At 43.5% G+C, this 13,135-nt stretch carries 15 protein-coding genes; all 15 read right to left on the bottom strand.

Annotation, left to right across the window (positions count from 1 at the left end; translation table 11 throughout):
• Positions 1-633 (bottom strand): hypothetical protein (locus tag IKG78_RS02115; RefSeq protein ID WP_290938663.1); only part of this gene is annotated, 633 nt, incomplete at its 3' end.
• Between the two features lie 9 nt (positions 634-642).
• Positions 643-1,416: a hypothetical protein gene (locus IKG78_RS02120; protein ID WP_290938665.1), complete on the bottom strand. Its 774-nt coding sequence runs from the start codon at positions 1,414-1,416 to the stop codon at positions 643-645.
• Between the two features lie 166 nt (positions 1,417-1,582).
• Positions 1,583-2,419: a DNA damage-inducible protein D gene (gene dinD / locus IKG78_RS02125; protein WP_290938667.1), complete on the bottom strand. Its 837-nt coding sequence runs from the start codon at positions 2,417-2,419 to the stop codon at positions 1,583-1,585.
• A gap of 258 nt (positions 2,420-2,677) precedes the next feature.
• The gene (locus IKG78_RS02130; RefSeq protein ID WP_290938669.1) at positions 2,678-3,358 is read right to left on the bottom strand and encodes a hypothetical protein; all 681 of its coding nucleotides are present in this window, start codon (positions 3,356-3,358) and stop codon (positions 2,678-2,680) included.
• Positions 3,351-4,100 carry a hypothetical protein gene (locus IKG78_RS02135; RefSeq protein WP_290938672.1) on the bottom strand — a complete coding sequence of 250 codons (750 nt, stop codon included), beginning with the start codon at positions 4,098-4,100 and terminating at the stop codon, positions 3,351-3,353. Before IKG78_RS02135 ends, IKG78_RS02130 begins: the two co-directional genes overlap by 8 nt.
• 167 nt (positions 4,101-4,267) lie before the next feature.
• Complete coding sequence (locus tag IKG78_RS02140) at positions 4,268-5,095, bottom strand: hypothetical protein (protein ID WP_290938674.1); 828 nt, start codon at positions 5,093-5,095, stop codon at positions 4,268-4,270.
• A gap of 68 nt (positions 5,096-5,163) precedes the next feature.
• Positions 5,164-5,496 (bottom strand): TfoX/Sxy family protein, encoded by a 333-nt coding sequence (locus IKG78_RS02145; RefSeq protein ID WP_290938677.1) that lies wholly within the window; start codon positions 5,494-5,496, stop codon positions 5,164-5,166.
• Between the two features lie 41 nt (positions 5,497-5,537).
• Positions 5,538-5,828 (bottom strand): nucleotidyltransferase domain-containing protein, encoded by a 291-nt coding sequence (locus IKG78_RS02150; RefSeq protein ID WP_290938679.1) that lies wholly within the window; start codon positions 5,826-5,828, stop codon positions 5,538-5,540.
• Between the two features lie 101 nt (positions 5,829-5,929).
• On the bottom strand, positions 5,930-6,991 hold the full coding sequence (locus IKG78_RS02155; protein ID WP_290938681.1) for an acyltransferase: 1,062 nt from the start codon (positions 6,989-6,991) through the stop codon (positions 5,930-5,932).
• 21 nt (positions 6,992-7,012) lie between these two features.
• Positions 7,013-7,669, bottom strand: a complete 657-nt coding sequence (locus tag IKG78_RS02160; RefSeq protein WP_290938683.1) for a hypothetical protein — start codon at positions 7,667-7,669, stop codon at positions 7,013-7,015.
• Position 7,670: 1 nt separating this feature from the next.
• The gene (locus IKG78_RS02165; RefSeq protein ID WP_290938685.1) at positions 7,671-8,339 is read right to left on the bottom strand and encodes a hypothetical protein; all 669 of its coding nucleotides are present in this window, start codon (positions 8,337-8,339) and stop codon (positions 7,671-7,673) included.
• 28 nt (positions 8,340-8,367) lie between these two features.
• The gene (locus IKG78_RS02170) at positions 8,368-8,967 is read right to left on the bottom strand and encodes a hypothetical protein (protein ID WP_290938687.1); all 600 of its coding nucleotides are present in this window, start codon (positions 8,965-8,967) and stop codon (positions 8,368-8,370) included.
• A gap of 319 nt (positions 8,968-9,286) precedes the next feature.
• Positions 9,287-10,393: a BatD family protein gene (locus IKG78_RS02175; RefSeq protein ID WP_290938689.1), complete on the bottom strand. Its 1,107-nt coding sequence runs from the start codon at positions 10,391-10,393 to the stop codon at positions 9,287-9,289.
• A 241-nt stretch (positions 10,394-10,634) separates the two neighbouring features.
• Entirely contained in the window at positions 10,635-12,152 is a 1,518-nt protein-coding gene (locus IKG78_RS02180; RefSeq protein ID WP_290938691.1) for a glycosyl hydrolase family 8, read from the bottom strand.
• 238 nt (positions 12,153-12,390) lie between these two features.
• A partial coding sequence (locus tag IKG78_RS02185; protein WP_290938693.1) for a T9SS type A sorting domain-containing protein occupies positions 12,391-13,135 on the bottom strand: 745 nt, incomplete at its 5' end.

A 13,135-nucleotide genomic window follows, 5' to 3' on the forward strand; every position in this document is an offset into this window, starting at 1 on the left:
CCTTAGCGTTTCCATAAGAGGAAAAGACATATAACCACCTCCTCCTATTTCATCGTAAAAAATAGGCATCGGCATCGGGATTCCAAATCCAATCGCATCTCCATATGTATAATCCTCACGACCATTTCTAGACCAATGCTGAGTCAAACCTATACGAATTTTTTTGCCAATGGGCAATTGTTCAATAATGGACACTCCTCCACCCCATTGAAAATACTTGTGTTCCACTTTTTCTTGTTGCCACACCCAAAGATTACTCCAACCCATTATGCCGAAATAATCACACACAAATCCAGCTTGTATATAAGGCGTTATAAAATCTAAACCCAAACCATATTTAAAATAGCCAACACTTCGTTGCATCGATACTGAAAATTCAATCGGCCATTCAGTCGCTTTATAAAACCAATCTTCATGTTCAATTCGACCCACTTTTTCTTTTGCAATATAACGCTCATCATTTTCCCCATAAGCAATATCGCCCACAGTTACAGTAAGAGAAGCATTCCTTACAAAAAATTCTTCGCTCTTTTCCATAAACGCCGCAGCAGATGGCGGATGAATAATGGCAACGCTGCACCCCGCCAGCATCGCCGCCACATACAAAGCAATAAAATAAGCCAACCGATTCATACTAAAAAATCACCTGCTAATAAAACTGACTATTAAAGAATACCTATTAATATCGCGTACAACATCTCCATCGCCAGACTTCGATTCTACATATTTATACGTCAAATCTCTCCCGTATCGAAATTCTATTCCCACCCTTGTCTTCTCAAAAGGGATAAAAGATACATACGCCCCACCTCCGATTTCGTCATAAAAAACTGGTGCTGCCCTATCAAAATCACGTGGCAATGCACCTCCATGTTGAGCCATAATACTTTCTCGGGCATTTCGCGATAAATGTTGAGTCAAGCCGATTCGAAAATTATCCCCAATCGGCAACTGTTCTATCAGCGAAATTCCTCCACCCCACTGAAAATATGCGTGCTCCACTTTTTCTAATTGCCACAGACACAAATTACTCCAACCCATCACGCCCAAATAATCCGAAACAAAGCCTGCCTGCACATAAGGCGTTGCGAAATCAATCCCAAAACCATACTTGAAATGTCCAATATTTTTTTGAAGGGAACCTTGATATTGGACAAGCCATTCCATATCTACGTAATACCAATCCTCTTTCCATCTTTCTGAACGCTCGACTTCTTTCACTCCTTCAGCAACATATAGCCCATTCTCCTTATTTAAATTTTCTCCCCAATATGCAGAAAACGAAACATCCGTAAGAAAAGCATCTTCACTTTTCTCCATAAAAGCCGAAGCAGACGGCGGATGAATAACAGAAACGCTACACCCCGTGAGCATCGCCACCACAATCAAAACAAGTAAACAAGCCAACCGATTCATCACTTATAAAATAGCTTTCATTTCAAAAATTCCAATGTCGTCCATCGGCTAGATTCAACGGTTCATCAGACGTTTCATACAAGAGGGTGATCCCCAAACAAGTCGGGGATGACTACATTGGGAAAATGGCACATACCATCATTTTCCCGATATCGAGAAAATGATATTATCCCTTCTTTTTAGAAGGGATCAAAAGCATCGCATCCGCCCTTTTCAGACGACGCGCCACCTTCTTGACATCCTCACTCGCAGGCAATTTCTCGGGAACGATTCCACGATCAAGGAGCATCTTGCGGACTGCATGATTGTTGTCCACATGTTCCTTCTCAATTTTCTTTTGTCCAAAAAGATTTTTCATTTGCGTCTTGACCGAAGTCATCTCAGCGGCAAGATCCTTCGCCTTGATGCTTACCGTAGGCAAAAAATCCGCAAGAGGGCGGCTCGCAGGAACATTATACTTACGCTTCAAGAGATTCGTATCAATGTTGAATAACGCTTGATCACCCTTGGAACGGATAACAGCAAAACCCTTGCTATCCACGCCACGTTCAAAAAGTACCCCTGAAAGAACCTTTTCGGTATGTGCAAGTTTTTCCCTCGCCTGCACACGTTCCAATTCGTGAATACGGTCTTCGACAATTTCTGCCACGCGAGTCTGCACAGCAAAGTAATTCTGCGCAAAAGAAATTTCAGCCTTATGAGAATCTCCATTTTGTGCAATCAAGTAACAGGCGTAACGCGTAAGCATATAATCATCAACTTGGCGATTGGAACCACTTCCAAGGGAGACCATTTTCCCCACTCGGGGAAAATGGTCATCGGCATCTTCACCCGCATTGCTACAGGCTTCTCGAGCCTTACAAATAACATTCTGGAACTTATCCCACTTGTTATACCCAAGCAAAGCGCTCAGATCTCGGGCACTCCAACATTCCACCCCTTGGTATTCGCAAGCAATCGCCTCAAACTTTTCGAACAGAGTCTTGATTTCTTCGGACTTCATAGCAGCCTCCTTTTGGCCACGTTCTGCAGCCAGTTGATGTTTAGAGACGCCCTTGTAAAATCGAAACCCGATTAAAGCAAGAACGCACCTCGCCTTTATATAGTGAGATGCGTTCAACTGTAATGTACCTAATAATCAAAAAGTTGGCAAGGGGTACATAAAAATTTTACATAACACAATACGTGTATCGATTAGTATCTCGCTCCACCACCAAATTCATCATAGAATAGTGGCATAGGAGTAGGAATACTAAAGCACCTATTTAGATCCACCCTTCGTTCTAAATGCGTAATTTAACATAAAATAAAAGCGATTCCGAGGTTCGCCAATTTCACGACCATAACGAAATTCAATCGAAAAGCCTTCAAAAGTCAAATAAGTTCCTATACCGAACTCACCATATCCATACGTAGAAGGGATACCCAAACCGCCACAATTTTCATCAACCAAATAAGCGTTTCTCGAAATATGCTCGCTAATTCCAACTTTTAAGTTACCAAGAATTGGATATTCTTCAATCAGCATCAAACCTCCAGAAAATGGCATACCATTTTCATCACCACTTTTTACCCCCATTCCCATGCCAAACCATCCCTGCACTCCAACATATCGACTCCGACCACCCCAAATAGCCTTCAAAGAAGCATTTTCAAACGCAAAACCAAATACACTATTGTCAAAACGAAACAAAAGAGACAAATCTAAGTTTCCGCGACTCTCATCATCTGTATAATCTACGTCAATTCGAGAATCTCCTTTATAAATATCCCCAACTCTAGCGGACCCACCAGCAATAACGCCCACTCCAAATTTTTTTTCATTAAGTTCCACATTCATAAACTGTGCCGCAGAAGGCGGATGGCTAGAGCACCCCGTGAACACAAAGGCAATCAACAAGAACATCCCTAGCATAAAATCTCTATTTTGAATGTTACTCATTTTCTCTCTCCTCGTATTCTTCTAAGGATTGCAGCGCTCTCGCCTTCCGTCTTTCTTCCGATTCTTCCCTTTCTTTTTTCATTTTTATCAGTTGCTCTTTTTCTTGCATTTTCTCTTGTGCACTCATTTTCCCCTTCACACCGAAAACACCCAAAGTAACAGCAAACCGATTCTGCTTATTATCTAAATCCCTACCGTAACGAAATTCCAAAGCAATTGTAGCCTTTTCTAAATGATACGAGACAAAAAATCCCCCGCCCACCTCATAGTAAAAAAGTGGATGCGGCTCAGGAAAAGAAAACGCCATGAAGCCTTCCACATTATCAGACAAAGACCGTTCTACCCCATTTCTAGAAAAATGCTCCGTTAAACCAATTTTCAGTTCATTTCCAATAGGAATTTGCTGCATCAGCATAGCCCCATAAGAAACATCTTTCCAAAAATCATCACTCAAATAATTTCCAATATTCACAGGAGAATAAATAGAACTCCATGCAGAAAGGCCCACATACGGAGAGACAAAACCTAACTGAACGAACGGAGTTACTGTTTGGCCACCAAGTCCAATCGAAAAAAATCCTTTATTCCAAAAAATAGTTTCTGTTAAATCAAACACCCACTCTGAATGTTCATCAAACTGATCTGTATGATTGTCATAATACACGGAGTCATTATCCAAATCGCCACCATACAAAGAAAGGCTCATATTCACAACAGTGTAATCTTTTTCGTAACTGCTCATGAACGCTGTAGCCGATGGCGGACGCATCACAGAACTGCACCCCGACAAAACGAGTGATGCCCCAAAAGTGAGCGTATAGAATAACCATTTCATTAATTATAAAATAGCTTATTCTACAAAAATGCAAGAGCATTTCGTCGCCGCAATTTTACCAGTCATCAGAAATATTACTTTACATTCCAGATATTTCTAATGAAACCCGCTTCTGATTCACATAAAATTTTATCATTCAAATTCAGTTTTAAGAAATCAAGGCGAGCTCTCTCTTCCCCTTTTTTAAACTCAAATGGATGCACGCCTTCAACGCTTTTCCATGCACTGTCAAGAACGGTACATTTCACCGGCTCATTCAATTTAGACCATGCATAAACCTCATTATTATCTTGTAACAATTGCAGTTTAAAATAATCTTCCCTAGTCCAATTTTTCAATTCTGCATACAAAGCACTCAGTCCCGGAGAATCTCTTAAATAGCCTTGATTACTGACGTTTCCATACATGCATCGATCATTCTTTTTATAAGCAAGTCCTTGAATATTTGAATCAAACATAATATACGATGCCACCGTCGTTGTTTCCGGCACAAAACTTTCCAAAGCCGTTTCCATTTTCAAGTACATCGTCGTATCGGCAGTAGAATCCATCAAAGACCTTTCCCACATCAATTTTGAATTGTCACCAGCATTTCCATTCCATTGAGAATAATCTCTCATATAATAAATTTTACGCAAAACAAACCAAGACGAGTCTTGCCGCACTTTTTCTATCCGAATAGAATATTCTGTGCTTGGACTGCCGCTACCTACAGCATCAAATTCAATAAAATCGTTTCCATCGCATCTCAAATCTATCAACGCATTGAATGAGCTATCTGTCGAATATTTCGGTATATCTTGTTTAACATTTATAAAGCGAGCTACAATCTGAACAGAATCAGATTTCTGAACCCGAGTTGACGACGCAGAAACGGAGTCTTTTTGAATTTCAACGTTCATGCAGCACTGCAAAAAACAGGCGAGCGCCATCAAAGAAATGAATTGCACAAACGACTTCATTTTTCGTCTTACTTCTTTTTTGCAGCGGGCAATTCCGGGAGCATCGCATCGAGCAAACGTGCGAGAAAGCCTTTATCTGCAATTTGTTCGTCGGTGACACGCAACATCGGCTTTGCGCCATCGTACGGCAATTGCAATTTTGCATCCGGGAGCATAGCTTTCGCAGCGGCCACAGGTTTCACAAGCAAGCGGTCATCATAAATACCACCGAATATTTTTCCGTCGGCGTACAAAATGTACTCGCCCATCATCTTGCGAGTCGTCACGCGGAATCCACCATCAAACAGTTCACCCTTGAACTGCGACAAAACATAATCACGAAATTTTTCAGAACTTGGCATAAAAACTACGAAGGATTTTCTTCCAATTCACAAAATTATTGTTATTCAGATTCTTTTGCATAAAGAAGCTTTCCCTCCCTAGCAATAGATTCTCTTAACTTATCTGAAACAATTTCATCTAAATTAATAACATCAAAGGTCAAAAGAGTATCAGCTTGTTCTTCAAGAAGTTCTTCAAAGCGATAAATGTCAAAACCCGAAACAGCGAGATCAATATCACTACGTTCGCGATTCGTACCACGCGCACGAGAACCAAATAGAATAACCTTATCCAGAAAGCAATCTTTTGCAAACTTTCGAATCTGATTCTGTATGTCTATAGATAGGTTCATATTCACCTTGCCATTTCTTTTTAATATACATTAAATACAAAGATTTCGCAACTCCAGCAAGCGACCATCCTCGCAAAAACGGTCATCCAATAGGCCACATTTTACAATTTCTTTTTCAGCATTTTCGCACACGGTTTTTCGACAAGTTCATGTAACGCAACAGCCATAAGCGTACAAAGCGTCACCGACACCGCAATTTGCAGCACATTGTTCTGGATACCGCACGCAGCAAAAAGCCAGTTTTCAATTTCAGTATTAAAAGTCTGCGCCAAGAAAAATGCATAACTCGCCGCGCTCGCATACCGCAGCACAGCGGACTCTTGCAGCCGTGGCGACTTGAGCCTACCTAGCGTTAAAATCATGCAAGCAAACAGCGGAATCACAATCCAATCGTAAAGCATGTAGTTGCCTACAAAAATATTCAGCCGAACCGCAACTGAAATTCCAGCCACCAAAAGAAGCGTTTCCACAATCAAGGCTTTCCACGTCGCAAGGATTTTCGCGATTCCAGCCCGGATTGGCAGCGAGCACAAAAGCACGCCAATGAAAAATTCCAGACCACGGAAAAACGGATTGGAATAAATCGAATCCGTCTTGAACGTATGCACCACAAGCGGCGACCAGAACAAAACCACAACACAAACAGCAAGAGCAACCCACTTCGAGCGAGTCGTCATCACCTTCACCACTTCTTGCATCAGCGGAAATGCCAAATACGCAAACAGCAGGCAAGAAATAAACCAAGTCCCGCCATTATGGCTCACCGGGAACAGCGTCGAAAAAACGCTTTGCAGCCCAAGCACTTCAATCGGCAACAGCACCAGATTCTGGAACACCGATTCTTCCCCCAGCGTCACGACGTACAACAGAGCCACGACCAAGTACAAAGGGAAAATTCCAAAGACGCGTTTCAAGTAAAAGTTCTTGAGTGCGCCCCCCTGCACAAGCGGCTTGTCCTTGTAAGTCAAGAACAGCACATAGCCCGATAGCATAAAGAACGCCGTCATAAACACAGCGCTCATCGAAACAAATTCCGTCAACAGTCCAAAACTGTTATCATGATGGATATTGCAATGGAACAGCAACACCATCACGGCTGCCACCACCCGAAACAAGTCGAGTCCTGCCGCACGCTGTTTAGCCTTTTCCTTATCGATAATCATACGTCTAAATTATAGTTCAAATTAATTAAAAAATGCATAGTGCGTCATAAAATAAAAGCGATTTCGCGGTTCACCAATTTCACGACCATAACGGAATTCAAAAGAAAAATTTCCAAGCACAGCATAAGCCCCAAAACCAAATTCAGCATAATGACTCGAAGAATAAAAACCTATTCCTTCTTCATGAGAATCCACCTTATACACATTGCGAGAAAAATGTTCACTGACTCCCACTCTAAAAGCGTCACTTATAGGGTATTCTTCAATCAGCATCAAACCACCGAAAAGAGGAATAGTATTATGCCCATGAGAATGAACTGAAGTCGCTTCAACACTTCCCCATCCCTGCAACCCAATATACTGACTTCGAAATCCCATAATGCATCTGAAAGACATATTTTCAAAAGAACCACCAGCAATAAAATGGCTATATCTAAACAAAAGAGATAAGTCCAAATTTCCAAAATCTTCCATATCGCCATAATCTTCATCAATATGAGATGTACCTCTATAAGCATCTCCTCTCAAAAGAAAAACGCCCGCATTAAAAGAATTATTAAACTTATCCTCTTCCTTTTTCACATTCATAAACTGTGCCGCAGAAGGCGGATGGCTAGAACACCCAACAAAAAGCAGAGCAAACGCACACAAAATAGCAGAATAGAACTTCCGAGCCATTTTAAAAACTTCCGTAATTTAGCATAAAATAAAAGCGATTTCGCGGTTCACCAATTTCACGACCATAACGAAATTCAAAAGAAAAACCTTTATAGGCTAAATAAGCACCTACACCAAATTCATTATACTGTTCAGCATAAATTTCATTCATAGAACAGCATTCTGTGTGATTGATAACCTTATATGAATTCCGCGAAATATGTTCACTAAACCCTACTTTGAATTTTTCCGATATTGGGATTTGCTCGATTAACATAACCCCGCCCACAACATTAGAAATTTTCTTATCGTCTCTGCTTTCACTAGGAGAAAGCCCTGCCCAACCCTGCAGACCCAAATACTGAAAGCGTGGTCCAAAAAACATTCTATACGTATAATCTTCAAAACCAAGCCCCAATACCACATAAGACGTTGCAGCAAGCCATGCAATTTCTAAATTCCAATTTCCCTCTTCATACGAATAATATTGATCATGGGCCGCATTATTTTTAGGGCCATAAGAGACTTCGCGATTGTCAACATTTCCTGTTCTAACAGCCCCACCTACAACAAAACTCATTCCATTCTTTTTCACATTCATGAACTGCGCCGCAGAAGGCGGATGGTTTGAACACCCTGCAAAAAGCAAAACAAACATAACAACAGCAATTTCAAAACATTTACACAACATAACAGACCTATAAATCTAATCAGCCAATCTATCTCCAAATCCATTCTTCTTGTTTCTCTTTTTTAGAAATAGAAAACATCCAATTCATATAAAACGTAAACCGATTTCTATTTTCGCTGATATCACGACCATAACGGAATTCAATTGCAAAACTTTTATACGAGAGATAAGCACCTATCCCAACTTCCGTATAAAAAATAGGATCAGGGTCTCCTAAGCAAGCTCCCGTAGGGCCAAATCCGCCTCCACAATCACTTTCTTTCAGCCTTGATTCACGACCGTTTTGAGCAATATGTTCGACAAGACCTATTTTCCAATCTTGATCCAAAGGCAACTGTTCCATGACCGCTATTCCAGCAAGGCCTCCAACCCACCCCATAACACCAATGTATTTAGATACGAAACCAAGCTGAAAAAAAGGCACTATAGTTTGTAGGCCAAGACTCGCTGAAAAATTCTTGTAATTGAAAAAATGAGTATATGTAAAATCAGCAGGCCACTCATCAGAATCTCTCTCATCATTATAGCCCGGTAAATTTTTATCGTGAATTACTTCTTGGACTAAATCACCAGAATAATATGCAAAACCAATAACATCTCCGCTAAGATTTTTCTCATTCGAATTCATGAAAGCCGCCGCAGAAGGCGGACGCGTAACAACGCAACATCCGCACAAAGTAAGCAAAAGCCACAAGAATCCTATCGAGCAAATCTTCCGAGCCATTCTTCAAAATTAGATTATTTTGGACAAATGCAAGAGCATTTCGTCAGCTGATTATATCCGCTCATCAGAATTTTCAAGACAAAAAAAGGAGATGCCCGCTCAAGGCGGGCATGACACAATCACTAGACCCATTCGACTTCGAGGCTTCAGCCTCTTCGCTCAGGGTGACACATCCTTCCTTCTGTCTACTTCCTACTGTCTACTGTCTACTTCCTACTGCCTACTAATCTTCTTCTTTCACGCCCATAAGGGTCATGGCAAGCTTCCAGGTTTCCTTGTTTTCGAAGCTGTCACGTTTGCCGCCGCCGTAACGAGCATGGGCAAATTCTTCGAGCAAAGGTTTCCAGCCATCGAGTTTTCCGTCAGCGACAAGAGCATCGAGATTCACCGCAGAGGCGGCGGACTTTTTAGCGGAGGACATTCCCGAAGCACCAGCACTTTCAGCAGTAGTCCCTTCGGCAAGCTCAGGGAACTTATGTACTGCATATTCCTTGCAGACGCCTTCAAGTTCCAAGAGCCATTCACGGCTATCGGCCACCATCACGCGCTGCTTCAAGACCATCATCTTTTCGCGGAGAGCGTTCTCGGCAGCACTCCGTTTTGCAGCCGTCGCCTGAGCCGCAGCACGACGACGCACACGCCACACGCCCGCAGCAAGCAAGCATAGCGCCACTACAACGCCCACGACAATCGGCAACATGCTAACCGGAGCTTCAGCACGCAACGGCACGCTATCGCTCCGCAAGTCCAGCGATTGCCCCGTCGGCGTCGGGATTTCAAAGCGCATCGCGGGGATGTTCAAGTTACCCGTATCTTGCACAACGAGCTTGTAGTTAAAAGTTATCTGCGCCATTTCCTTGCCATTTTTCACCGAACGGCTAGATTCCTGCGACATGCCGACCTGCAAAATGCCCTTGGCATTCGCCGTACTCATCGGCACCACCAAAATAGCACTGCCATTGATGCTCCACGAAACCGTCACCGGGAAAACAAGCGTATCGCCGACAGTCGCCGTAAGCGTGCCACCGGGATTCCCCGCAGAAATCGAAATGCCAAGCTGTTCCGGAGTCGGGAGAGGCGGCGCAGTAACGTTATCATCATCCGCAGTCGAATCTGCGTCGATCCCGTTAACATTCTCAATAGCACTAGTATCAACACCACTTGCGACATTCCCAGAGCCGTTTGACTCCACCGCAAGAACAGACGAATCTTTTGCAGGCACAACAAGGGCGGAATCCGAAGAAGATTCCTTAACAGGCGTGGCCTTAGCCGCCTTCACCTTTTTAGACTTTGTTGACTTTGCAGTCTTTGAATTTTCTTTCTTGTTCATACCCTAATAATATACAAAAAAACGGATTTTAACGATATTTACGTGAAAAGAGTAAAAAAAATCGTATTATAACCGGCCCCGGAACACTTCGGCGTTGCTCAGTGCATCGCAGAGTCCGGGGTGACAATGCAATACCCGCTATCATCCCGGCGTTGTGCCGGGATCGGCTGTTTGTCACATGAAAATAAGCCCCGGTTCACAAGAGCCGGGGCGTCAAATTACAAGAGTTTATTCAAGCTATTTAGAACGGACGAGCGAACAAGCCGTTCAGCAAGCCCGAATACATCGTTGTCAAGATATCGATGAAATAGCTAGAAGGTCCATTCGAAAGAGTCTTCTGCTTCGTATTCAAGCCGGTCGTGCACTTGTTGAGCCACGTCGAGTTCCCAGCGATACCCGTAGCGCACCACGCTCCATACCAGTGGTTAGAACCAGTCGTACCACTAGTGTTATCTTTACCTACGGACAAATTCCATGAATAACTTACAGCCAAAGCCTTGTCATCCGGATTGCCAGAGGCTTTCTTCGAGATAAATTCGTTCAACGTGGTAAGAATTGCGCCAGCACGCGGGTCCTGATACCAGTAATAATCCCATGCGATACGCCACGGAATACGCACAGATTCCTTATTGAACAACCAGTAAGTGTTCTTCGCAGAGCCGTTATCCGGGTCAATAGCATTGCCATTAGCATCGCTCCAGTCCGGGAACACGCCCGTACCCGCATCCTGAACCTTCTTCATATAAGCATAGTTTGCATCCAGCACGCCTTGCCAGTTGTGAGAAGGATCGACTGCCGCAAAGAGGCGAATCGCCACCGGAGAGAAGTAACTCAAGTTATAAGCAGCATTAGCAGTTTTCCATCTTGCGTCATCACCCGAATAGATAAGCAAGGTTGACGGATTCACTTCCTTTTCCCAAATGGCATTCACGAACGTAAGTGCATCGGCCAAATAAGCATCAGCACTTGCATTGCCCTGAGCCTTCAATTTGTAATACATGAGAATCAAAGAAGTCGCAATATCCAAATCAGCATCTGTCGCGCTTGTATTGTCAACCGATATCCAATAGAACGACATGGTAATCCAAGGCATCAACTTCGCCCTGTTATATTCCCTATATGCGCGAGTATAGTTCCACAGACGGTTATACGTATCAATATCATTATTGAAATATGCCAAAAGCATGCCATAACCTATACCTTCGGACACGGAACAGCCACGCAACTTCATTGTAGCCACCGTAGCATCCGATACGCTACATGAAGCCTTATAGTAACTTGACTGGGCAGACCAAACCACGCGGCCAGCCGGTTCATACGCAGCAGTGAACACTTCGCTAAAGTCGTCAGCAATAGAGGCGTAATAAGTAGCTTCAGTTTCTTTGGTCACAAAGTGATAGCTCTTCCACTGAGTGTAAATGGTTGACGCTATAGTCTTGTTTGCACTCGTCGCCAGCGGAGCGTAATTCACCGGAGTCGGAGCCGAAGCGGAACTTGCCGGAAGCGGGGCAACTGCAGAACTTGCAGGAGGCGCAACAGCAGAAGAACTCTCTGGAAACGGGGCAACCGCAGAACTTGCAGGAGGCACAACAGCAGAAGAACTCTCCGGAAGCGGAGCAACCGCAGAACTTGCTGGAACTGGGGCAGAAGCGGAACTCGTAATCACCGGGAAAACCGGTGCGGATTCATCATCACCGCAAGCTCCAAGAAAAAAAGCCGAGCCGACTAAAACCGGCAACAAAATTTGTTTGCGAATCATAAAGCCTCTCTAAAAATAGCCCCAAAAAAATCAGGGTCAGTAAATGCCAATGTAATATATATAAATATAGTTCTTATCGCTTCTAATGAAAGTAAAAAATGAACATTTCTGTGATGCAACGCAATTAAGAAACTATAGTAAAAGAAAAAAGTAAATGCTCATAAAAAAGCCGACCCCGGCAACAATGGCCGGGGTGACAAAAGTAAAGGTAAAAATATTAATGTCGTTTACTATAATTTTATTTCAACACAATCATGTCGGTGAAATTGGCGGACTTGCCTGCAATGCGGACCATATAGACACCGGCCTCGAGGTCAGCAAGGCTGAAAGCGGATGAAACGTCACCTTTCGCAACAACTTGACCCTGGAGATTGAGAACTTCGGCGGTACCGGCGGATACACCCGTGAAAGAGAGAGTACGGCCATTCAGGATAGCCTTGGCAACAACAGCCTTAATTGCCGGAGGTGTCGAACAACATGACGGCTCATCCAGATCGCAATAAGACAAACTACCACAAGCCCCCTTAGGACCGACACCACAAATGCGGAACTTATAAGAATCCGGCAAAGCCTGAATCTTGAACTTCACAGCGACAAGCTGCTTAGCGGCATCAGGACCCGGTATCTTCACGTCGCCCTTGTACCAAGTCGGCTGCTTGAAATCTTCCCATGCAAGGTCCGCAACGTTACCAGCAGTAGCCTTCTTGAGATGTGCAGACGGATTTGCGTACAAAATGTCAGCATCAACAGAACCGAGACCAAGTTCGAGATCCGGAGCAGCTTCAGAAGCATAGCTAATGCAAATGCCACCCCATTCAGTAGCGTCACCGGCTTCCGGATCGCCACCGCCAACAGCTTCACCGAGAACGTTAAAGCCGATACCGATGAACGGGTTATAAGTCAAATCACCCTTATCGAGGACAGCCGTACCGCAGACGCCGCTGCACCAAACAATAACGTCAGAAAGGTCACCACCATCGAGC

The sequence above is a fragment of the Fibrobacter sp. genome (assembly GCF_017545445.1).
GTDB lineage: Bacteria > Fibrobacterota > Fibrobacteria > Fibrobacterales > Fibrobacteraceae > Fibrobacter.